Here is a 22,760-nt window from a genome sequence, read left to right as displayed (position 1 = left end):
CTTGCCTATTCAAGCCGATATTTGAAGCCTTGAGTGACTGTTTCGCTAGCTTAAGCTGCGCTCGCTATCCGCTTTAACGTCAACTTCTGTGTATTTATCCATGATCAAGGCACAAGCCGCATCGCCAGTAATATTAAGTGCGGTGCGGATCATGTCAAACACTCTGTCTAAGGCAAACAGCAAAGGTAAGCCATCGATAGGGATGCCAGCCGCTAACAACACAGCCACCACTAAGAAAGACGGACCGGGCACACCCGCTTGGCCAATTGCGCCTAAGGTTGAGGTGAAGATGATGGCTGCATAGGCTGTCATCGACAAATCGACGTTATACATTTGAGCGAAGAACATGGCCACTAAACCATAATAAATCGCGTTACCGCTCATATTGATCGTGGCGCCTAACGGCAGCACGAAGGCAGTGGTTGCTTTAGAGACTTTAAGATCTTCTTCGCAGGTTTCCATATTCACCGGCAGCGTCGCCATTGACGAGGCGGTCGATAACGCCATCACCTGTGGTTTCTTCATTGCCGAAATAAACTGGCGCGCCGACACTCTTGAGAAGAGCTGCACCACCAATGGGAAGAAGATAAAACCGTAGATCAGAATTGCGGCCACAAACACTGCGAATAACTTAAATACGACTTCTAAGGCATCGAAACCGAAGGTGCCGACAGAATCGGCCATCAAACCAAATACACCGATAGGCGCAATCACCATCACGCAGTTGATCATCCATACAAAGGCGTCAACAACAGTGTTGAGTGCGGCTAAAATTGGCTTAGCGCCATCGCCTTTAACCTTAGTCAGCGCGATACCGAAGAAGATACTAAAGACTAAGATTTGTAAGATGTTACCGCCGTTCAGCGATTCGAACACATTGGTTGGGATCATGCCGATAAAGGTATCCATAACCCCTGGCAATGCGCCGTGTTCCTTAGTCACTTCCATCAAATCTGGGCTGCTATGGGCAGTGAAATCAACCCCCGCGCCCGGTTGGAACAGATTGCCCATCACCAACGCCAGTACTACGGCGATGCCTGATGTCACGATAAAGAAGCCAAAAGTGCCAATGCCTATCTTACCTGCCGATGGGCTATCGCCTAAGCTTGCTGCGCCGCTGATGATAGAAACTAACACCAGTGGTATCACTAGCATTTTGATTAAATGGATAAAAATGGTTCCGAGTGGTGCAAACACGCTTGCACTTTCGCCCATGATAAAACCGACTAGCGCGCCGATAATCATGGCAATAACCACTTGTACACCAATATTGCCTAATAAACTCTTGCTCTTCATTCTTGCGAAACTCCCCAGTTGCCGCAGCATTTTGTGTCATATAGGCGATTTGAATCTAGACGCCGTAAACCTTAGTGATTAAGGCCTACTCTAGGCTAAAAGCCAATGCCCGACACTTTTTTTGTCCGGCTAAAGTACCACAATTGCATAGCAGGGGATTGTGAAACATCACCAACCTTGGTTTCAAAATAACCAAATTCTAAATCACGCCAACATTAAATGAATAATACTTAAATTTATTGGCTTAAAAATGAATAAAGTTTATTTAATGGTGCGATTTTAGTTGCCAGATTGATGAATTGTGATTTTTGGGGCTGTTGCAACATCTGCTATATAAATTTAATTCGGATGCCCACCAATATAGTTGCCGTCGCAATGATGCCGTTGGGAGATATTAAGCGTCCATCCATCTTTAATGAGGGAGTCGCTGAGCTTTAAATGGTCGTGCAGCATTGACTCTGTGGGATCTTAATAGCATCAAGAATAAGTATTTGCCTTTGGCACGACAATAAAAAGCGCCGACTCATTGCTGGGTCGGCGCTTTTTTACAAGTAAGGCTATGGCTTAATGCTAAGCGCTTATGCCTTTGGACCAGCGTTGCGGATAGCGTCTGACACTTGATATTTAGCGAAGTTTTTAGTGAAAGCTTCGGCCAGCTTCTGGGCATATTCGGCGTATAGCGCTTTATCGCCCCAAGTGTTGATTGGGTTGAGTAAATTGCTGTCTACACCACTTACTGCCACAGGAACGGCGAGGTTCAATGTGTCTAAGTGGACGGTTTCAACATCTTTTAATTCACCGCTGACAATCGCATCGACGATGGCGCGAGTGGTGGGGATGTCAAAACGTTTACCCACACCGTGTGGACCGCCAGTCCAGCCAGTGTTGACTAAGTACACTTGGCTACCGAAGGACTCAATGCGCTTCATCAACAGTTCAGCGTACACGCCAGCAGGGCGTGGGAAGAAAGGTGCTCCGAAGCACGTTGAGAAGGTCGATTGGATCGCTGAGGTTGAGCCGATTTCAGTCGAACCCACTTTAGCGGTGTAGCCAGACAAGAAGTGGTATGCCGCTTGTTCTTTGGTCAGGATAGAAACCGGTGGTAATACGCCAGACACGTCGCAGGTTAAGAACACAACGGCATGTGGCTCGGCGCCGCAGTTGTCTTCTTTACGTTGGGCGATGTGCTCCAGCGGATAGGCTGCGCGGGTGTTTTCCGTTAGGCTGCTGTCTTTATAGTTGGGTACGCGGTGTTCGTCCATTACCACGTTTTCGAGCACAGTACCGAAACGAATCGCATCCCAAATAACAGGTTCATTCTTCTGGCTTAAATCGATACATTTGGCGTAGCAACCGCCTTCGATATTGAATACGCCGCCGGGTGCCCAGCCGTGTTCATCGTCACCGATCAGGAAGCGTTTTGGATCGGCAGAGAGTGTGGTTTTACCTGTGCCAGATAAACCGAAAAATAGCGTAGTGTCGCCATCTTTACCTACGTTGGCCGAGCAGTGCATAGGTAGCACGCCTTGGGCTGGCAGTAGGAAGTTCTGCACTGAGAACATAGACTTTTTCATTTCGCCAGCGTATTTCAGGCCAGCGAGCAGCACTTTGCGTTCGGCGAAGTTTAAAATCACGGTCGCATCTGAGTTAGTGCCATCACGCGCTGGATCGCAAACAAAGTCAGGGGCATTGATGATCTGCCACACTGGTTTGTCTTTACGATTAAATTCTTCAGGAATGATAAATAGATTGCGGGCGAACAGTTGGTGCCAAGCGTATTGCGTGGTCACACGTACTGGCTGGTAATGCTCTGTATCGGCACCGACTTCGAGATCAGAGACAAACAGTTCTTTATCGGCTAGGTAAGCTTCAACCCGTGCCCATAAACCTTCAAAAGCACCAGGGTCGAAAGCTTGATTGACTGGGCCCCATTCAATGTCTGCTTCTGAACTGGGTTCTCTGACGATAAAACGATCGCCGGGTGAGCGACCACTGCGAGCGCCTGTTTTAGCGACTAATGCGCCATTGGCTGTCAATTCACCTTCGCCGCGTAGCAGGGCAAATTCGACAAGTTGTGCTGTTGAGGGGTTAAAGTGAACGCGGTTTAATCCATCCGCCATAGTGAGGTCTCCATTTGATTTGTAAGGTTATTTTTGTTATCGATCGTCTGCCGATTTTATTTTATTTATTACCTAAGCTTTGCTAGGTAATAAAGTGAGGCGATTGTAGCCTAAGCCGAGTGCAATGTGTGAGGGGATTGTGGGGATGAATAAAAAATGGGCGCCGAATCGGGCGCCCATATTGTTTAGCTTTGATGAACCGGTTAACCGATTATTGCTGGGTCGTTGACGTCTGACCGTTCGCAAATAATGCCGCTACGTCTATGGCATCAAAAATGTATTTTGCGTGGCAATATTCGCAGCCCATTTCGATCTTGCCGTCTTCGGCGAGAATGGCTTCGATTTCCGCTTGATCTAAGGTCTTGATCGCGCCGGCACTGCGTTCATGGGAGCAAGTGCACTTAAAGCTCACATCGATAGGATCGAATAGGCGCACTTCTTCCTGATGATATAGGCGATGTAACACGCTTTCAGCGTCGAGTGTGAACAGCTCTTCGGCCTTGATAGTCGACGTCAGTTGGCTCAAGTGTTCGAAGTCTGGGTTGTGATCTTCTTTGCTTGGCAGAATTTGTAGGAACATGCCCGCCGCTTGTTTGCCGTCGGCAAATAACCAAATGCCTGTTGGTAACTGTTCAGATTGATTGAAGTATTCTTCAACACAGGCCGCTAGCGTTGGCTTGTCGAGTGCGACCACACCTTGGTAGCGTTCACCTTCGTCGGGTGTTAAGGTGATGACCATATAGCCCTGACCGAAAAGATCGGTAAGGCTGGCATCATCGGCCAGTTCTGCATTCCAGCGAGCCACACCGCGTAACTCTTGTAGATTGTTACCGTTGATCACCGCTAAAGAAACAGGACCATTGCCCTGTAACTGTACGCTGATATCGCCGCTAAATTTCAATGTCGCCGTTAATAGTGAGGTGGCCGCCATTAATTCACCCAGTAATACTTGCAGTACGGCTGGATATTCTTGGGCGCTGATCACTTGTTGATAGCTGTCTTGTAACTGCACCAGTTCACCACGTACATCGGCATTGTCGAACAAGTAGCGGTGTAAAGTATCTTGGTTCATCGTGTATCTCACTGTTAAAGGTCTTTAAAGCGCATGAGCTGGCGTCGTTGCTTTTTATCTGGTTTCTGATCGGGTATCGGGTTATTGAGCATGTTGAGACGTCGTTGCTCAGCATTAATGGCCCGTTTAGCCAGACTAGTCGCGGTTTCTTCGTACAATTCTTGTGCAATCGCACCACTTTGGCGTAATTGCGATAATTTTTTTATGACGATCTCTTTATCGTCATATCCTTGGCGTATCTTAAGGACGGCGCCTATCTCGGCATTCCTACTAGATTTGGCGCGCTGGCCGTTGTAATGTACTTTGCCGCCGTTAATCATTTCTTTGGCGATGGCACGGGTTTTATAGAAACGTGCAGCCCAAAGCCACTTATCGAGTCGAATGTCTGTTTTGTCGCTTTGACCTTGAGTCATAGTGTCTCCAGCTAAAAGATCGATGAGTTCACATGCCGAGCAAGAAAATGCGTGAAGTGCATTTCTATTATGTTAAAGGGTGGCGTGCTTCACACCCTTTTGTGGCGGGCAAAGTTAGCATAATTGGCCTATTTTCGCCAATTTGAATGCTGTTAAGGGCTTGTTGCCAAATGCAGCCTAGGTTAGCATGAGGCGGTTATTGCCTAATTATTATAATCAGAACAGAGACCTGTATCGAGGGTCCACATAAAATATGGATTTATTAGATAAAGTTATCGCAAAAGCCATTGGCATGCCCCATAAATCCCTAAGCCGGATCGTCTTCTGGTTGGGCTTTATTGTGATCATGTTGTTAGCTGCGCAAATTACATGGAAATTAGTGCCTACTAGCTCATCAGTCAGTGCTTGGTCACCAACGCCCGTAAGCGTGAATGGCAAAGGTGCCGGTCAGGTTGATCTCGCAGGTCTGCAGCAGCTTGGACTCTTTGGTAAGGCGGATGCTACATCTGATAAACCTAAAGTCGAAGCAGTCGAGACTGTGACTGACGCACCTAAGACCACACTCTCTATTCAGCTGACTGGGGTTGTCGCATCGACAGCGGACCAAAAAGGCCTCGCAATTATTGAGTCAAACGGCAGCCAAGATACTTACAGCCTCGGCGATAAAATCAAGGGCACATCTGCATCACTCAAAGAAGTCTATGCCGACCGTATCATCATCACTAACGCTGGCCGTTACGAGACCTTAATGCTCGATGGCTTAGTGTATACCAGCCAAAGCCCAGCCAATCAGCAGCTACAACAAGCTAAGAGTCATAAGGCTGGCTCGGCAGTGAGCCGTGTTGATCAACGTAACAATGCCGATATTTCCCAAGAACTCGCCGAATCACGCACCGAATTGTTAGCCGACCCCAGTAAGATCACCGATTACATTGCCATTTCACCCGTGAGACAGGGTGATTCAGTGGCAGGTTATCGTTTGAATCCGGGTAAAGACGCCAATTTGTTCAAGCAGGCGGGTTTTAAAGCCAATGATTTAGCCAAATCGATTAATGGATACGACTTGACCGTAATGAGTCAGGCGTTAGAAATGATGAGCCAATTATCCGAGTTAACCGAAGTATCAATTATGGTTGAACGGGAAGGACAATTGGTTGAAATCATGTTTAGTTTGCCGCAATAACACGCGTTAGAGGAAAGAAAAAGAATGAATAACAAAAGGATTCGACGCAAGCTGATTGCAGGGATTGTTGCGGGTGCAGCCATGTTCTCCTCCCAATTCGCTTGGTCTGAACAGTATGCGGCCAACTTTAAGGGCACGGATATTCAAGAGTTTATCAACATAGTTGGTAAAAACTTGAACAAGACCATCATAGTCGACCCGACGATCCGCGGCAAAATCAACGTTCGCAGTTATGATCTGCTTAACGATGAACAGTATTACCAGTTTTTCCTCAACGTCTTACAAGTCTACGGTTATGCCATCGTCGAGATGGAAAATAACGTCATCAAAGTCATCAAAGACAAAGACGCCAAAACTGCAGCAATCCGAGTGGCTAACGATGCAGAACCTGGGATAGGCGATGAGATGGTCACGCGTATCGTGGCGCTGTATAACACTGAGGCCAAGCAATTAGCTCCGCTGTTACGCCAATTAAATGATAACGCGGGTGGCGGTAACGTAGTGAACTACGATCCCTCCAACGTTTTGATGTTGTCTGGTCGTGCTGCTGTGGTGAACAAGTTAGTTGAAATTGTCCGCCGCGTAGATAAGCAGGGCGACACCTCAGTACAAGTGGTGCCGTTAGAGTTCGCCTCCGCCGGTGAAATGGTACGAATTATCGATACCCTTTATCGCGCCACGGCTAACCAATCTCAAATGCCTGGCCAAGCGCCGAAAGTGGTTGCTGACGAACGTATCAACGCTGTGGTTGTTAGCGGCGACGAAAAGAGCCGCCAACGTGTGGTTGAGCTTATTCATCGTCTTGATGCCGAGCAAGCCAGCACAGGCAACACTAAGGTGCGTTACTTACGTTATGCCAAAGCAGAAGATTTAGTTGAAGTGCTGACAGGTTTTGCCCAGAAATTAGAGGGCGAAAAAGATCCAAGCGCTCAAGCTGCAGGTGGTAAACGCCGCAATGAAATCAATATTATGGCCCATGCTGAGACCAACGCTTTAGTGATCAGTGCCGAACCCGATCAAATGCGGACTATCGAGAGCGTGATTAATCAGCTCGATATTCGTCGTGCTCAAGTGTTAGTCGAAGCGATCATTGTCGAAGTTGCTGAAGGCGATAACGTTGGTTTTGGGGTGCAATGGGCTGCGCAAGCGGGTGGCGGTACTCAGTTTAATAACTTAGGCCCAACCATAGGTGAGATTGGCGCTGGTGTATGGCAGGCACAAGATAAAGAAGGCACATTCATCACTAACCCGAGTACTGGTCAGGTGATAGGTCAAAACCCGAGTACGAAGGGCGATGTGACGCTACTTGCCCAAGCTTTAGGTAAAGTGAACGGTATGGCATGGGGTGTGGCCATGGGTGACTTTGGCGCGCTGATCCAAGCCGTGTCGAGTGACACAAACTCAAACGTACTGGCGACACCGTCAATTACCACCTTAGATAACCAAGAAGCGTCTTTCATCGTCGGTGATGAAGTGCCTATTCTGACGGGCTCTACCGCCAGTTCGAGTAACAGTAACCCATTCCAAACTGTAGAACGTAAAGAGGTTGGTGTTAAGCTGAAAGTGGTGCCACAGATCAACGAAGGTAATGCGGTTAAGCTGACGATTGAACAGGAAGTGTCAGGGGTTAACGGTAACACTGGTGTGGATATTTCCTTTGCGACTCGCCGTTTAACCACCACTGTTATGGCTGACTCAGGTCAAATCGTGGTTCTGGGTGGTTTGATCAACGAAGAAGTGCAAGAAAGCATACAAAAAGTACCTTTCTTGGGTGATATCCCCATCATTGGCCACTTGTTTAAATCTTCTTCGAGCAAAAAGACCAAGAAAAACCTGATGATCTTCATCAAACCAACCATTATCCGTGATGGCATCACAATGGAAGGAATTGCTGGGCGCAAATATAACTATTTCAGAGCATTACAACTTGAGCAGCAAGAACGTGGCGTCAACTTAATGCCAAATACTAAAGTGCCTGTGTTGGAAGAATGGAATCAATCAGAGTATTTACCGCCAGAAGTTAACGCGATTTTAGAGCGTTATAAAGAAGGCAAAGGTTTAGATGCCCAGATGCGCCAAACGGATCCGACCTTAAAGTCACTGGAAGAAAACAAGAATAAAGATAAAACCAATGAGTGAAATACAATTATCCCAAGTCGATGACCTCAGCCAAGTCTCCAATGAGCTAGGTCTGGAAGCTGAAGGTGATGAGGTGTTTCGTTCGAGCAGTAAAGAGCGTTTACCCTTTGCCTTTGCCCATCGCCACGATGTGGTGCTTGCGCCGGGTGAAACGGGCGAGTTGAGCTTATTTTATACCAGCAAAACACCGTTAACGGCCATGCTCGAAGCACGGCGTTATTCGGGTGTCGATTTGCCTTTGGTTAAGCTCGAAGTCGCGAAGTTTGAGGCCAAACTTACTCAAGCCTATCAGGCGAACTCGTCTGAAGCGCAGCAGTTGATGGAAGACATCGGCAACGAGATGGATTTATTCACCCTTGCCGAAGAGCTGCCGCAGACCGAAGACTTGCTCGAAGGTGACGATGACGCGCCTATCATCAAACTGATTAATGCCTTGTTATCTGAAGCGATTAAAGAAGAAGCGTCGGATATCCACATCGAAACCTACGAGAAACAGCTGGTGGTGCGTTTCCGCATCGATGGTGTGCTCAAGGAAGTCCTCAAGCCAAACCGTAAGTTGTCGTCGCTATTAGTGTCGCGGATTAAGGTGATGGCGCGCCTCGATATCGCCGAAAAACGTGTGCCACAGGATGGCCGTATTTCACTGCGTATCGCAGGTCGAGCGGTGGATGTGCGGGTATCGACCATGCCATCGAGCCATGGCGAGCGCGTCGTGCTACGTCTACTGGATAAAAATACCGGTAACCTCGATTTAGAACAATTGGGGATGACCGACGGTATTCGGGTTAAGTTTGAAGATCTTATTCGTCGCCCCCACGGCATCATTCTGGTCACTGGCCCAACGGGTTCAGGTAAAAGTACCACCTTGTATGCGGGTCTGACTGAGATCAACTCAAAAGACACCAACATTCTTACCGTGGAAGACCCAATTGAATACGAGCTAGACGGTATCGGTCAAACCCAAGTTAACACTAAGGCTGACATGACCTTTGCCCGAGGTCTGCGCGCAATTTTGCGTCAAGATCCCGATGTGGTGATGATAGGTGAGATCCGTGACCTCGAAACCGCGCAAATTGCGGTGCAAGCATCACTCACTGGTCACATGGTAATTTCAACCCTGCATACCAACACAGCGTCTGGCGCGATTACGCGTTTGCAAGACATGGGCGTTGAGCCATTCCTCGTATCATCGAGTTTGCTCGGTGTGTTGGCGCAACGTTTGATCCGTACCCTTTGTCCAAAATGTAAAATCGAGCACGTGCCCGATGCACGTGAGCGTGAGTTACTGGGCATAGCAGCCGATGACGATAGACGTATTTTCCGTGCCAATGGCTGTAAATCCTGTGGTAACAATGGCTACCGTGGTCGAACGGGTATTCATGAGTTATTGCTGGTTGACGACAATGTCCGCGAATTGATCCATGGCGGCCGCGGTGAGTTAGCTATCGAAAAGTATATCCGTCAGTTTGTGCCGAGCATTCGTCACGATGGCATGAGCAAAGTGCTCGCGGGCATCACCACTCTCGAAGAAGTGCTACGTGTGACTCGCGAGGAGTAATTTATGCCAGCATTTGAATATAAGGCACTGGATGCCAAGGGAAAGCAGCTTAAGGGCGTAATCGAGGCGGATACCGCCAGACACGCCCGTAGCCAGTTGCGCGATCAGCGCATGATGCCCTTGGAAATTCTGCCTGTTTCCGAAAAAGAAGCCAAAGCTAAGAGCAGCAGCTTTTCGTTTTTCAAACGGGGTATCTCGGTCGCTGAATTAGCCTTGATCACACGTCAAATCGCGACCTTAGTGGCCGCGGGTTTACCGATTGAAGAATCCCTTAAAGCCGTTGGTCAGCAATGCGAGAAAGATCGCCTTGCGAGTATGATCATGGCGGTACGTTCGCGGGTGGTTGAAGGTTACAGTCTGGCCGATTCCTTGGCCGAATTTCCGCATATTTTCGATGATTTATACCGTGCTATGGTGGCCTCGGGTGAAAAATCCGGTCATTTAGAAGTAGTGCTTAATCGGTTGGCGGATTATACCGAGCGACGCCAACAGCTTAAATCTAAGCTGACTCAAGCCATGATTTATCCTGCGGTATTGACCACAGTAGCGATTGGGGTGATTTCCATCCTGCTGGCGGCGGTGGTGCCAAAAGTGGTTGGACAGTTTGAACACATGGGCGCCGAGTTACCGGCTTCGACACGCTTCTTGATTTCGGCCTCTGACTTTGTACAAAACTATGGTGTGTTTGTCGTTATCGCCCTAGTGATGCTGTTCGCACTCTTTCGCCGCATGTTAAAGTCGCCTGCGTTTCGAATGAAGTACGACAATTTTTTATTGAGTATGCCGGTTGTGGGCCGCGTGAGTAAGGGCTTAAATACGGCACGTTTTGCACGGACCTTAAGTATCTTATCCGCAAGCTCTGTGCCTTTGCTCGACGGTATGCGTATCGCCAGTGAAGTATTGCAGAATGTGCGAGTGCGGGCTGCAGTGGATGATGCGACTGCGCGGGTTCGCGAAGGAACTAGCCTAGGTGCGGCATTGACTAATACTAAGTTGTTTCCGGCAATGATGTTATACATGATTGCCTCGGGCGAAAAGAGTGGTCAGCTTGAGCAAATGTTAGAACGCGCCGCCGATAACCAAGACAGGGAATTCGAGGGTAACGTCAACATAGCACTGGGGGTATTTGAACCTATGCTGGTGGTGAGTATGGCGTGTGTGGTGCTGTTTATCGTGATGGCGATTTTACAGCCAATCTTAGCCTTGAATAACTTGATTAGCGGTTAATTTTTGAATTTATGGATTATGACCAAGTCGATTGGCATAGGATTTTTTAGGAGAAGTAGTCGATGCAAATGAACAAGAAACATCAAGGTTTTACCTTACTCGAAGTGATGGTAGTTATTGTTATTTTAGGGATTTTAGCCTCTATGGTGGTGCCTAACTTAATGGGTAACAAAGATAAAGCTGACCAACAAAAAGCGGTATCTGACATAGTTGCACTCGAAAATGCCTTAGATATGTACAAGTTAGATAACGGCATCTACCCAACGACCGAGCAAGGTTTAGAAGCCTTAGTGCAAAAGCCAACGATTTCGCCTGAGCCACGTAATTACCGTGAAGATGGTTATGTAAAACGTCTGCCAGAAGATCCATGGCGCAATAAGTACTTGCTGTTAAGCCCTGGCGAAAACGGCAAGCTAGATATATTCACAGCAGGCCCAGATGGTCAACCAGGTACCGAAGATGACATCGGTAACTGGAATTTACAGAATTTCCAATAAGATGCTAAAGCTGCGCCACGCTGGTTTCACCTTAATGGAGGTGATGCTAGTGATCTTGTTGATGGGACTCACGGCAGCGGCCGTGACTATGTCTATCGGTAACTCGGGCCCACAACAGGCCTTAGATAGAACGGCGCGGCAGTTTATCGCTGCCACTGAAATGGTGCTCGATGAGACCGTTTTGAGTGGCCAATTTATTGGTATTGTGATTGAGAAAACCAGTTATCAGTTTGTTTTTTATAAAGACGGTAAGTGGGAGCCTTTGGATAAAGACAGGCTCTTGTCTGAAAAGCAGATGGAGCCGGGTGTCGTGATGAACTTAGTGCTCGATGGTTTGCCTTTGGTACAAGACGATGAAGAAGACGATTCTTGGTTTGAAGAACCACTGATTGAGCCCTCTGCCGATGACAAGAAGAAACATCCTGAGCCACAGGTCATGCTATTCCCGAGCGGTGAAATGAGCGCTTTTGAGCTGACGTTTATCGCCAAAACTGACAAAGGTCAGCAGGCCGAAGCGTTAGTGGTCGGCGATGCGCTGGGCAGATTAACCATAGGGCGTCCCGATGAAACGCGCTAAGGGCATGACGTTACTCGAAGTGATTGTGGCACTTGCCGTGTTTTCGATTGCGGCTGTGTCCATCACTAAAAGTTTGGGCGAGCAGATGGCCAACATGCCGATTCTGGAATCGCGCACTTTGGCACAGTGGGTGGCCGATAATCAGATGGTCGATGCCAGACTCGAGCCGCAGTTTCCTGAAATCGGTAAAAAAGAAGGCCAAGTCGAACTTGCAGGAAAGGATTGGTATTGGCGTAAGGAAGTGGTGAAAACCACGGACGATAATTTTCGTATGATCCGCATAAGCGTGAGTGAAGACGAACGATATCAGCGTATTGCAGCACAAGTGAGCAGTTATGTCCTTAAAACTGACTAGTGTGCAGCGGGGATTTACCCTGCTAGAAATGCTGATCGCCATCGCGATTTTCGCCATGATAGGTTTGGCTTCTAATGCCGTGCTCAGCACTGTGCTGACTAACGATGAAGTGACGCGCACTTTCTCTACTCGGCTTAAAGCCCTGCAGCAAGGCTTTGGTGCGATTGAGCGTGATCTCGCCCAAATGGTGGCGCGTACACCCAGATTACTCGAAGGGGGTCGAGGTTCGACCGTCTTCCAAACGGGCAATGATATCTTAGACTCGGAATCAGAAGCCTTAGTGTTTTACCGTTTAGGTTGGTTAAATCCCGACGGTTTATTACCGCGGGGCAGCTTACAGTCTGTGGCGTATGTGGTGCACGAAGGGCGACTGGAGCGTTGGTATTTTCCTTATCCTGAGCCTGAATTTGGTGCCGAGCCGATTAAGACAGTGGTCATAGATAAAGTATTGTCGGTGGAATATTCCTTCTTTATGGATGACAAGTGGGAGCGCAAAGTCGAGGCGACTAAGTTGCCTAAAGCGATCGCCATGGAAATTGAGATTGAAGGCTTGGGCAAGATCCAACGTAAGTTCTTGCTGCCGCTAGGTGCTGCAGCACCTGAAAAGTCTAAGGATGATGATAATAAAGACGAAAATCCGGACGATGCTAACAAAGATAAAAACGACGATGGTAGTGGTACAGGCAATGGTTCTGGTGACCCTGATTCTGGCGATACCGGAGACGGTGATCCTGATGCAGAGGGCCGCGAATGAGAACCCAATCTCGGTCTAAACAGCGCGGCGTTGCACTGATCGTCGTGCTCTTGATTGTGGCTATGGTGGTGATCATCGCGACAAACATCACTGGCCGTAATCAGTTATCTATGCGCCGAACCTTAAACTTGGCCCAGTACGATCAAGCTTATTGGTATGCAATTTCCGCCGAAGAACTGGCGAAGAAGATTTTAAAACAAGATTTAGATGACTCTGAAGGTCGAGTCCACAGGCAACAATATTGGGCCATGGCCGATGTGGTGTTTCCTGCTGAATATGGTGAAATCGCGGGCAAGATCACCGATATGCGTGCCTGTTTTAACTTAAATGCCTTATCCGCGACCACGAAAGAGGTGGAAAATGGTCAACCTAAGCTGCCCTTGGCGGCGAAGCAATATAAGGCCTTGTTGGTGAGTTTAGGGATGGACGACTTTAGTGCGGATCGCCTGACTCAGACCTTAAAGGATTATATCGACGAAGACATGACGGCCAGCCCCTACGGCGCCGAAGATGCTGAATATGAATCGCGAAATGTGCCTTACCGTGCGGCCAATACGCTGATGAATCATCGCAGTGAGTTACGTGCGGTGATGGGATACACACAAGATATCTATTTGAAACTCTTGCCCTATGTTTGTGTGATCCCTGGCAATGACAGGCAATTGCTTAACGTCAATACTGTGGAAGTTGAGCAAGCGGCACTGTTAGCTGGCATGCTCGATAATCAGATTTCGGTCGGCGAAGCAGAAAGCATTATCAACCAACGCCCCGGCGATGGCTTTGCCAAAATCGAAGATTTTTATGAAAGCTCATCTATGGGCTCGATCAAGTGGGAAGGTGCCATGAAGTCGAGTTTTGTCATCGATAGCCAATATTTTCTGTTGGCCTCGGGGGCGAAAGTCGATAACGCTGTGTTTAGAATGGAAAGCGTGCTCAAAAAGGGCGGCGGCAACAAAATGGAAGTGCTCACCCGTCAGTTTGGTGGCCAAAAATAATGGCAGTGCTCACCCGTCAGGGTTTGATGTTGGTGGCCAAAAATAATAGCAACGAGCTCAGTCACGCTTTCTTGACTGGGACTGGTGGAGAAAAACTGTGAGTGAACGGCTATTTATTCGCTTAGGCAGGACAGCAGAGCAAGCATGCTCTTGGCTCGTTTGGTCTGAGCAAGAACAGGAAATTATCGCCTCTGGCGAGCTCGCCAATGCCCAAGGTTTGTCGACCTTAACTGAGCGTGCGGGTAATCGTCCCGTCGATGTGTTAGTGCCCGCCGCGGCAATGACACTCACTAGCGTGCATTTGCCCGAAAAAGGCCAACGCCAAGCCTTGAAAGCCTTGCCCTTTATGCTCGAAGAAGCTCTAGCTGATGATGTCGATGCCATGCATTTTACCGTCGGCCCGCGTGATGGTGATGCCTTAAGCGTGGTGGCCGTGGCCCATGAGCAAATGCAGACTTGGCTGAGTTGTTTGACCGAGGCGGGTTTAAAAGTGAAGCGCATCGTACCCGACTGCTTAGCCTTACCATTGCAAGAGTGCCAATGGGCGGCAATGAATTTTGGTAATGAACTATTACTGCGTACCGGATTAGCCACGGGCCAGAGTTTACCTTTGCCTTGGTTACCGATTGCGCTGGAACAACTTAGGCCCGCACAGGGCGAAGTGTCTGTCGCCAGTTATACCGACATGCAACTCGAAGGTGTTGAGCTTAAGCCACAATCACTCGAGCTGCCTATGTTAGTGTTAGCCCGCGGTATTTTGCATGCGCCAGTGAACTTACTGGGCGGCGTTTACACGCCTAAGCGCGAATACAGCAAGCAGTTGATGATGTGGAAGAGTGCTGCCATCGTTATCGCCATCGCTTGTGTGCTGGCCTTGGTGAATAAAGGGCTGACCATACATCAAGTCAATGGTCAGATTGCCGATCTTAAAGCCCAGAGCGAATCCATTTATCAGCAGCTGGTGCCGGGAAATTCGCGCATTGTTAACCTGCGTTCGCAGATGGAAAGTCAATTACGCGCATTGCAAGGACAGGGCACTGGTGCCGAGTTTTTTGCCATGCTCGATGGGTTACAGGATGCTTTTAAGCAAGTGCCTGAACTTAAACCTAATAGCCTAAGATTCGAAAGCGCGCGTAACGAGATCCGCATGCAAGTGAGTGCGAAAAACTACGCGCAAATCGAGAAGTTTAAAGAGATCGTTGGACGTCGTTTCCAACTCGACGGCGGCACTATGAATAGCGGTGAAGATCAAGTCACCAGTACCTTAACCTTGAGGAGCAAATAAGATGGATAATTTGCGGACTTGGTGGCAAGGGCTCGCATCGCGCGAGCAGCAGTTAGTCGGTTTTGGTTCGGTATTCTTAGTCATAGGTATTTTTTATTGGGGTGTTTGGACACCAATCGCCACTGCCGAGGCCGATGCATTACGTAACCTTACTGCACAGCAACAGACGTTGAACTATGTAAAACAAACGGCGAATAAAATTGCGGGTTTGAAGCAGAACGGTGCTAAACCGACTATGTCGGGCAGTTTAAGCTCAGTGGTTAACCAAACTGCGGGCAGTTATGGGTTAGTGATTACTCGTATGCAGCCCCAAGGCGATAAGATCCAAGTGTGGATGGACGATGTTCCTTTTGATGCCTTGTTAGGTTATTTGAGTGAGTTAGTGCAGAAAAAAGGACTTTCACTCGAAAGTGTTGATTTGGCAGAGGCCGATGCCCCTGGCTATGTCAAAGTTAGACGTATCCAACTGTCGCAATAAATTAAGGTGTAGCTGTGAGTTTGATAAAAAAAGTCATCATAGGCGTACTGATTTATTTAGTATTTTTAGTCGTTCTATTTCCCGCTAAGATTGCGATAGCGTTAGCGCCATTACCTGCAAATATCAGTGTTTCGGGTGTGAGCGGCAGTATTTGGTCTGGCAGCATAGAAACCTTAAGTATGCCGCAACGCCAGTTAGAACAAGTGCGTTGGGATCTCAGCCCTTGGGCCTTGTTGTTAGGTAAAGTGAAAGTTGATTTTCAAGTGGGCAGCCGTGCAACGCCGGTTAGCGCTAAAGGATTAATCTCTTGGTCCATGGGCGGCTTAAGTGCGCAGGGGTTACGTTTCGAAGCGCCAGATAGCTTTTTACTCGGCAATGCAAAACTGCCCTTTAAAACCGAAATATCCGGTGAAGTTAGCCTATTAGTCGAGACGTTAGAGCAAGGTAAACCTTGGTGCGAGCAGTTGTCTGGTAAGCTGTTTTTGAATCAAACCAATGTTAAAAACCAGTTTGGCAACTATCCACTAGGCAATATCGAACTCGGCCTGAGTTGCGTAGACGGCAAAGCGCAATTAGCCACAGATGAAGCCAAAAACCAGCTCGGCATCGTCGGCACCTTGCAGTTAGACGAAGGCAATATGGTCAAAGTAGCCGCTAAGATTAAAGAAACGGCTGAGCAACCAGAAGATATGCGTAAGTCACTGGGTATGCTAGGCAAACGCGGCAGCGACGGTTATTTTCCCGTGGTATATCAGGGTCGTATTCCTGGGTTATAGTGCTGTTTCAGCGCGCGATGATAGATCTGCATTATGAATGAAAACGAAGGCACCTTAGGTGCCTTTTTTATTGTCTTTTTATCGTGTTAGATCATTGAGTAGCGAGTGATAGTCGGTAATCGCGGGGAAATCTTGAAAGACTTTGACTGGCTTTTTACTGTCTGGGTTAGCAATCCCCAATTGATGACCTACGCCGGCAAGTTTAGCGGCCTTGAGTATGGCTTCGCTGTCGTCGATAAAGAGACAGCGACTTGGCTCAAGTTGAAACTTTTCAAATAAGGTGAGCCAAAATTGCGGATGCTCCTTGGGGTAACCTGTCTCGTGGCTGGAAATCATGGCATCGAGCCCTGTTGCTAGTTCGGTATGTTCAAGCTTTAGGGCGAGACTCTTAGGGTGGGCATTGGTCACCAGAATGCGCTGTTTACCCGCAGAGGCTAAGGCCGCTAAAAACGGCATACTGTCTTGGCGCAGCTGAATGCGATCCACCAAAGTGCGATGCAAACCCATAATGTCGAGTTGTAACTGCTCCTGCCAATAATCGAGGCAGTACCAATCGAGTGTGCCGACGACTTTCTCATAGGCATTTACAACTAACTGCTGCGCTTCGTCCGTGCTCAGACCCCGTTGCTTGCTTAATTCCTGTGGCACTAAACTCAGCCAAAAATGATTATCGAAGTGCAAATCCAATAGCGTGCCGTCCATGTCGAGCAGAACCGTATCGATAGTCTTCCAGTTAAACATTGGGTATTTCCTATTCTTTGCATGATGAACAACGCCTGCGATTGACGCATGATCAGGGTAATTCTCAGTGGTCGCTATGATGATTATTCCCGTAACTTGTATGCTTACATCTTTGTGCTAGTCTTGGATGACTAATTATTTTTAGTCTGAAAATTAAGCGGTTGGATATGGATATCTGTTCTTTTGCCCTATTAGCTCAAGTTCCAAACTCCCTTAGTTTACAGCAAGAGCTGAATGCTTTGCTGCTGCAAGACTGGCTACCCCACGTAAATCAGCGTGATTATCGTCAAGGGGATCAGGGCGGTTGGGATGTGTTGCCTTTGCGCTGCGCCGCTGAGTATCAAACAGCACATCCTATCTTGCAAGCCTTCTCAATCTCTACACCGGATCACTGGCATGACCTGCCTAGTCTCGAATCGAGCCCTGCATTATGCCGTTTTCTGCAATCCCTAGCCTGCCCAGTGAAATCCGTGCGTTTGATGCGCTTACATGCGGGGGCTGAAATCAAACCCCATAGAGATCAAGGGCTCTGCCTAGAGCAAGGTGAGGCCAGACTGCATTTGCCACTGCAAACGAATGAACAACTCAATTTTTACGTGGACGATAAACGTGTACCTATGCAGGCTGGCGATCTTTGGTATATCAATGCCGACCAAGTCCATTGGGTTGAAAATCAAGGGCAGGATGCGCGGATCAACTTAGTGATTGATTGCGAAGTGAATACTTGGTTAAGGGAGTTAATCGATGCTGCAAAGTTCAGAGCGTGAGTTAGAACAGAGTTTGGATGTCGTCGCGTTAACTCAGTTTGCTAACGCGCTATTGCTGTCAACCTCGGCAGGGGAGTCTAAACGGCTAATCGATCCCATATTGGAGCAGTTATGCCAAATAACCGCGGTGGAATTGCACCCCGAGTATTTTTTGGATACTGAGGCGAGTACTACACCTTTTGGTAAAGCTGTGTCGCTCACTACTGCGGCGCAGTGTGCTGAAGATCCTGAGCGTGGGCGAGTGTTTATTCAGGGCATTTATCAGGCCATACAGGATAAGTTGGCGCTAAATCCGCAACGGCCAATACAGATTTTGTATGCGGGTACAGGACCTTTTGCCTGGTTGTTATTACCATTACTGCCGCTGTTTTCTGCCAGTCAGATTCAAGTCACCTTGCTCGACATTCACCCTGCCTCGTTAGATAAAGTCACTAAGCTTATTGAACACTTTGATTTAGCTGATCGTGTGGCAACGTATGTCTGCGCCGACGCCACAGTTTGGCAACCAGAAGCTGCAGTAAAGTTCGATATGATAGTCTCTGAAACCATGAAGCATCTGTTACAACAGGAGCCTCAAGTCCAGATATTCAGCCACTTACAGGCGTATCTTGCGGATGGCGGCGTGCTGATTCCGCAAAACATTGAACTAGACGCTTGGCTTGAGTGTCGTACTGTGCAGGATTTTGTGGAGACGCATTATTTAGGGCCTTTGTTTGCACTCAACCTGCAAACTGCGCGCTTACTTGCCGATGGAGATCGTAGCTTCTTGGCTGGTACTTTACTGCTCCCCGATTTCAGCCCGAGTGCGGTAACGCTTAAGTTCACGACTTCCATTCAAGTCTATGGTAATTCCACGCTGAGCGAAAACCAATCTCAACTCACCTTACCTCGATATCGACGCGAGCATTGGCTTAAGCCTCTTTCAAGTCTCAGTTTTCGGTATGAGCAGGGAGCTCATCCTGATTTTGTATTTGATGTTATAGAGCAAAAACCAGTGCTGGTGTCGAGTGACGATCTGAGCTGCTTAGGCATTTATCACTTGCAGCGGCTTTGGCAAAAGATACAGCTGCGCAAACGGGGAGAGTCATTCACAGAACCGGCTAATGAATGGCACTTAGATAAAACCTTGCTGGATCTTTGTGGAATAGGGCTAGAGCCGGGTCTAAGAGCTTTATACCAAAACGATCATCAGTCAGCTTTTGTCACTTACATTCAGCAAATAGCCAAGCTGACAGCCGCGGATATTGCTGGGATTAATCAGCAATTAAGCACTATTTCCCATGGATTAACGCTTTCGCTCACAATGCCAGAAGTCGATGATTTAAATTCAATAGAGGTTGAAGACTCAAATCCGGCTGCAGTACTCAGCGAGTCACAACTCAATTTTTGGCGTAGTGAAGGCTACTTAGTGATCCCGCATGTGCTCACAGCAGAGCAATGCGCCGCAACTCGAGATTTTATTTGGCAGCAGTTAGGTGCCAATGAACAAGATCCCGCCACTTGGTATCAAGCTCATGAGTTTATGCAGAAAATAATGCTACAACTGTTTCGCCATCCGCAACTGGACGCGAATCGACAAGTCCCCCAAATCCGTCAAGTGTTTGAACCGTTGTGGCAGCGAACGGATTTAGTCATGACAACCGACAGAGTCAGCTTTAATCCACCTGAAACAACCACTTGGCGTTTTCCCGGGCCAGATATGCACTGGGATATGCCACTGCAGCTACCCGTTGAGTTTGGCACTCAAGGGTTAATTTACTTAACCGATACCAGTGTTGACCAAGGCGCATTTTGTTGTGTCCCAGGATTTCATCTCAAGATAGAGGAGTGGCTGCGTAGCCAGAGCAAGTCTGATATAGAGTTACAGCAACAGGATTGGTCACGCTGGCCAGTTAAACCAATCGCCGCAAATGCAGGTGATTTAATCATTTGGCACCATGCCTTGCCCCACGGCGCCAGTCCTAATCGTGGGACGTTACCGCGAATGGTGCAATACATTAACTTTTATCCTATGGCTTGCTAATGGTTGATTTTAAAGAACAGGAGCAACGCTATTGGCAATTGTTACATCAACCAGAGTCATTGTTTTTACTGCATCGAGCGAATGATGTGGAGCATTTTATCGTGCTGATGGCTGATTTTCTTGCTTGGCCTGAACTTAGTTTGGAGCACATGCTCGCATTTATTGCTTTGCAGCAAGAAACCTTTATTCCAGATTTAGATCGCTTCAGCCAAGCCTGGTTACCTTGTCGTTATCAGTCACAACATAAAACGGTGAGTTGGGTTCCCGCACTTCATAAGTTATCTAAGCCTTTCCTAGAGGACGATATCAGTGATGCTCGTCATTGTTTACTCGCCAGTTTTATTCAACCTAAAACCTTGCTCGCACCCCTTTTATCCCAACGGGAAAGTTTGCCTATCGTAAATCCAAGTTTGATGATTTTTCACTGGTCGCGTTGTGGTTCGACGCTATTGTCGAGCAGCTTTGCCCTGCTCGAAACTTGCCGAGTGCTCTCTGAATCTATGCTATGCAGCGATGTTATGCATGATGACCATTGGCCTTTGGCACTAAAACCTCAGCTCGTCGATTTATGCTTAAGACTACAGGGGCGATTGAGGCTGGGCGAGCGTGAGTTAGTGATCAAGTGGAATGCATGGGATCTGGCTTGCTGGCCGATGTTGCTCGAACTTTACCCTAAGAGCCGAGTGTTATGCTTGATACGCAATCCTAAGGATATTATTGCGTCTCATCAACGAGTTGCTGGGAGACATATGGCTGGAGGGCAAAGTTTACTCCCAACTGAACTGCATACTCAACAGATGGAAAATACGGATACTGAGCCTAGCTTAGATGAATTTCGTACTACCGTTTTACAGAATTTAGCGCAATTATCTGTCGCTTTACATCAATCTTCTCGAGCTATTCTACTGGATTATCATCAATTAAAAGATTTGAAACCCACAACATTCTCTACCATCTTAGGATGGCCACTATCTGAAGGTGAGATTGAGCGCTGGCAACACCATTGGCGTTTTGATGCGAAGCAGCAAGGGCAACTATTTACACCTGTTGTGCCAAATGAGCCCGTCCCAATCCGTGAATGTCAAAGCCCATCGTGGCAGCAATTATTAATCACCTATAACCAACTTTTGCAGCGTTTATATTGGGATAAAAAGGCATGATGCGAGGTGAGTTAAATCTACCAATAGGCTTGAGTGTTAAAGCTGCTAATACAAATGACGACCCATTTATGGCACAGCTTTTTTATTCCACAAAAACGCTTTTTTATGAACTTGGTTTACCCAGTGAAGTCGTTGAAATCATGCTGGAGCAACAATACCGACTGCAGCAAGCCTCTTATCGGGAACAATATCCAAATGCCAACACTTATATCTTGTTTTATCACCAGCAAGCCGTAGGAAAAGTGATGCTCGATATCAGTGAGTATAAGATTCATATTGTTGATTTTATTATCATACTAAGTATGCGGGGACGTGGTTTTGGTTCGGCCATTTTAGCGGCCATTAAGCAAGAAGCGATGAAACGCCAGTTACCTGTCGGTTTATCTGTGGAGAGTGAAAATACTCAAGCTAAAAAGCTTTATCTACAGCATGGGTTTAAGCTCGAAAGTTACTCTGGCGCCTATGAATCTATGCTATGGCGTTAAGTGGAGAGTGATAATTTACACTGATTTATTTTTGTACAATTGTGTTTATTGATTTTTAATGTATGTTTAATTGTAATCAATTTGTTTTGTTTTTGATTTAGGTTATCTAGATAGTCCTCTCATCGTGTGATGTGGATGATGTTGTAATCAGCAAAAGGAACTCGCTGTCGATTAAATGTCGTGAGTAATCATTTCGTTGAAAAACGTTAAATAGACAAAATCGTGATTTTAAGGAGAAAAACAATGTCTGATCCATTTATCGGTCAAATCTCTATGTTCGCTGGTAATTTCGCTCCCCGTGGTTGGGCCTTTTGTGATGGGCAATTATTGTCCGTCTCGCAAAACTCTGCGCTTTTTGCAATTCTAGGTACCACATATGGTGGCAATGGCCAAACGACTTTTGCACTGCCTAACCTGCAAGGGCGTGTGCCTGTGCATCAAGGCCAAAGCCCTGGTACAAGCCAATATACTTTGGGTGAGGCAAGTGGAACCGAGAATGTAACATTGACGATCAATGAATTGCCGACTCATAGTCATGGTGTTGCATTGAGTGGAACCGGAAATGTCAGTGTTGCACTTGGGGCTTGCACTGCTACCGGTAATGCCTCGGTTCCCGGACCAACCACAGTGCCTGCAAAAATAACAAGCGGTTTAACTTCATATAATGCGTATAGCACTGCTACGCCGGATACCACACTTTTGCCAGTAAGCACTACAACGAGTGTCAATGTGAATGGAAATACCGGACTGACAGGGAATAATCTGCCAGTCCCGATTGTGCAGCCTTATGTAGTTGTTAATTTCATTATTGCAACTGAAGGCGTTTTCCCCTCACGTAACTAGGTTAAACGGTTGCGGG

At 47.5% G+C, this 22,760-nt stretch carries 22 protein-coding genes; 17 read left to right on the top strand and 5 right to left on the bottom strand.

The genetic code is table 11. The features are described from left to right. Window positions 1-45: 45 nt before the first annotated feature. The 4 genes from KV201_RS19895 to hslR form a co-directional block, all read right to left on the bottom strand. Complete coding sequence (locus KV201_RS19895; RefSeq protein ID WP_226060340.1) at window positions 46-1,296, bottom strand: dicarboxylate/amino acid:cation symporter; 1,251 nt, start codon at window positions 1,294-1,296, stop codon at window positions 46-48. A 578-nt stretch (window positions 1,297-1,874) separates the two neighbouring features. Then, window positions 1,875-3,416: a phosphoenolpyruvate carboxykinase gene (locus KV201_RS19890; RefSeq protein ID WP_226060339.1), complete on the bottom strand. Its 1,542-nt coding sequence runs from the start codon at window positions 3,414-3,416 to the stop codon at window positions 1,875-1,877. A gap of 211 nt (window positions 3,417-3,627) precedes the next feature. Further along, a complete protein-coding gene (gene hslO / locus KV201_RS19885; RefSeq protein ID WP_006084926.1) occupies window positions 3,628-4,488 on the bottom strand; it encodes an Hsp33 family molecular chaperone HslO in 861 nt (286 codons plus the stop codon). A gap of 14 nt (window positions 4,489-4,502) precedes the next feature. Further along, window positions 4,503-4,901: a ribosome-associated heat shock protein Hsp15 gene (gene hslR, locus KV201_RS19880; protein ID WP_006083650.1), complete on the bottom strand. Its 399-nt coding sequence runs from the start codon at window positions 4,899-4,901 to the stop codon at window positions 4,503-4,505. A gap of 253 nt (window positions 4,902-5,154) precedes the next feature. Between hslR and gspC the strand changes: the two genes are divergently transcribed. The 12 genes from gspC (at window position 5,155) to KV201_RS19820 (ending at window position 16,725) form a co-directional block, all read left to right on the top strand. Beyond that, window positions 5,155-6,084 (top strand): type II secretion system protein GspC, encoded by a 930-nt coding sequence (gene gspC, locus KV201_RS19875; protein WP_226060337.1) that lies wholly within the window; start codon window positions 5,155-5,157, stop codon window positions 6,082-6,084. A 24-nt stretch (window positions 6,085-6,108) separates the two neighbouring features. Further along, entirely contained in the window at window positions 6,109-8,223 is a 2,115-nt protein-coding gene (gene gspD / locus KV201_RS19870; RefSeq protein ID WP_107403221.1) for a type II secretion system secretin GspD, read from the top strand. Continuing rightward, the gene (gene gspE, locus KV201_RS19865) at window positions 8,216-9,781 is read left to right on the top strand and encodes a type II secretion system ATPase GspE (RefSeq protein ID WP_006083647.1); all 1,566 of its coding nucleotides are present in this window, start codon (window positions 8,216-8,218) and stop codon (window positions 9,779-9,781) included. Before gspD ends, gspE begins: the two co-directional genes overlap by 8 nt. A 3-nt stretch (window positions 9,782-9,784) precedes the next feature. Beyond that, entirely contained in the window at window positions 9,785-11,008 is a 1,224-nt protein-coding gene (gspF, locus tag KV201_RS19860; RefSeq protein ID WP_006084929.1) for a type II secretion system inner membrane protein GspF, read from the top strand. Window positions 11,009-11,070: 62 nt separating this feature from the next. After that, window positions 11,071-11,505, top strand: a complete 435-nt coding sequence (gene gspG, locus KV201_RS19855) for a type II secretion system major pseudopilin GspG (protein ID WP_006083645.1) — start codon at window positions 11,071-11,073, stop codon at window positions 11,503-11,505. Between the two features lies 1 nt (window position 11,506). Next, window positions 11,507-12,082, top strand: a complete 576-nt coding sequence (gspH, locus tag KV201_RS19850) for a type II secretion system minor pseudopilin GspH (protein ID WP_011848173.1) — start codon at window positions 11,507-11,509, stop codon at window positions 12,080-12,082. Further along, complete coding sequence (gene gspI / locus KV201_RS19845) at window positions 12,069-12,437, top strand: type II secretion system minor pseudopilin GspI (protein ID WP_006083643.1); 369 nt, start codon at window positions 12,069-12,071, stop codon at window positions 12,435-12,437. The genes gspH and gspI overlap by 14 nt, the downstream gene beginning before the upstream one ends. Then, entirely contained in the window at window positions 12,418-13,191 is a 774-nt protein-coding gene (gene gspJ / locus KV201_RS19840) for a type II secretion system minor pseudopilin GspJ (protein WP_226060335.1), read from the top strand. Before gspI ends, gspJ begins: the two co-directional genes overlap by 20 nt. Next, the gene (gene gspK, locus KV201_RS19835; RefSeq protein ID WP_006083641.1) at window positions 13,188-14,186 is read left to right on the top strand and encodes a type II secretion system minor pseudopilin GspK; all 999 of its coding nucleotides are present in this window, start codon (window positions 13,188-13,190) and stop codon (window positions 14,184-14,186) included. The genes gspJ and gspK overlap by 4 nt, the downstream gene beginning before the upstream one ends. A 97-nt stretch (window positions 14,187-14,283) precedes the next feature. Continuing rightward, a complete protein-coding gene (gene gspL / locus KV201_RS19830) occupies window positions 14,284-15,471 on the top strand; it encodes a type II secretion system protein GspL (protein ID WP_226060333.1) in 1,188 nt (395 codons plus the stop codon). A 1-nt stretch (window position 15,472) separates the two neighbouring features. Further along, window positions 15,473-15,949, top strand: a complete 477-nt coding sequence (locus KV201_RS19825; protein ID WP_006083638.1) for a type II secretion system protein M — start codon at window positions 15,473-15,475, stop codon at window positions 15,947-15,949. 14 nt (window positions 15,950-15,963) lie between these two features. Next, the gene (locus tag KV201_RS19820; RefSeq protein ID WP_011848170.1) at window positions 15,964-16,725 is read left to right on the top strand and encodes a type II secretion system protein N; all 762 of its coding nucleotides are present in this window, start codon (window positions 15,964-15,966) and stop codon (window positions 16,723-16,725) included. Between the two features lie 78 nt (window positions 16,726-16,803). On the opposite strand, the gene yrfG is transcribed toward KV201_RS19820, so the two are convergent. Then, window positions 16,804-17,466: a GMP/IMP nucleotidase gene (gene yrfG, locus KV201_RS19815; RefSeq protein ID WP_226060331.1), complete on the bottom strand. Its 663-nt coding sequence runs from the start codon at window positions 17,464-17,466 to the stop codon at window positions 16,804-16,806. Between the two features lie 167 nt (window positions 17,467-17,633). On the opposite strand from yrfG, the gene KV201_RS19810 reads away from it, so the two are divergent. The 5 genes from KV201_RS19810 (at window position 17,634) to KV201_RS19790 (ending at window position 22,744) form a co-directional block, all read left to right on the top strand. After that, complete coding sequence (locus KV201_RS19810; RefSeq protein WP_226060330.1) at window positions 17,634-18,233, top strand: aspartyl/asparaginyl beta-hydroxylase domain-containing protein; 600 nt, start codon at window positions 17,634-17,636, stop codon at window positions 18,231-18,233. Continuing rightward, a complete protein-coding gene (locus tag KV201_RS19805; protein WP_226060329.1) occupies window positions 18,211-20,256 on the top strand; it encodes a phytanoyl-CoA dioxygenase family protein in 2,046 nt (681 codons plus the stop codon). The genes KV201_RS19810 and KV201_RS19805 overlap by 23 nt, the downstream gene beginning before the upstream one ends. Beyond that, window positions 20,256-21,416, top strand: a complete 1,161-nt coding sequence (locus KV201_RS19800; RefSeq protein WP_226060327.1) for a sulfotransferase domain-containing protein — start codon at window positions 20,256-20,258, stop codon at window positions 21,414-21,416. The genes KV201_RS19805 and KV201_RS19800 overlap by 1 nt, the downstream gene beginning before the upstream one ends. Further along, window positions 21,413-21,901: a GNAT family N-acetyltransferase gene (locus KV201_RS19795; protein ID WP_310795629.1), complete on the top strand. Its 489-nt coding sequence runs from the start codon at window positions 21,413-21,415 to the stop codon at window positions 21,899-21,901. The genes KV201_RS19800 and KV201_RS19795 overlap by 4 nt, the downstream gene beginning before the upstream one ends. Before the next feature lie 243 nt (window positions 21,902-22,144). Then, window positions 22,145-22,744, top strand: coding sequence for a phage tail protein (locus KV201_RS19790; RefSeq protein WP_226060324.1), 600 nt, complete (start codon window positions 22,145-22,147; stop codon window positions 22,742-22,744). Window positions 22,745-22,760 lie beyond the last annotated feature (16 nt).

It is taken from the genome of Shewanella sp. SR1 (assembly GCF_020447145.1).
GTDB classification, from domain to species: domain Bacteria; phylum Pseudomonadota; class Gammaproteobacteria; order Enterobacterales; family Shewanellaceae; genus Shewanella; species Shewanella baltica.
This window is presented reverse-complemented; position numbering and strand designations above follow the sequence as displayed.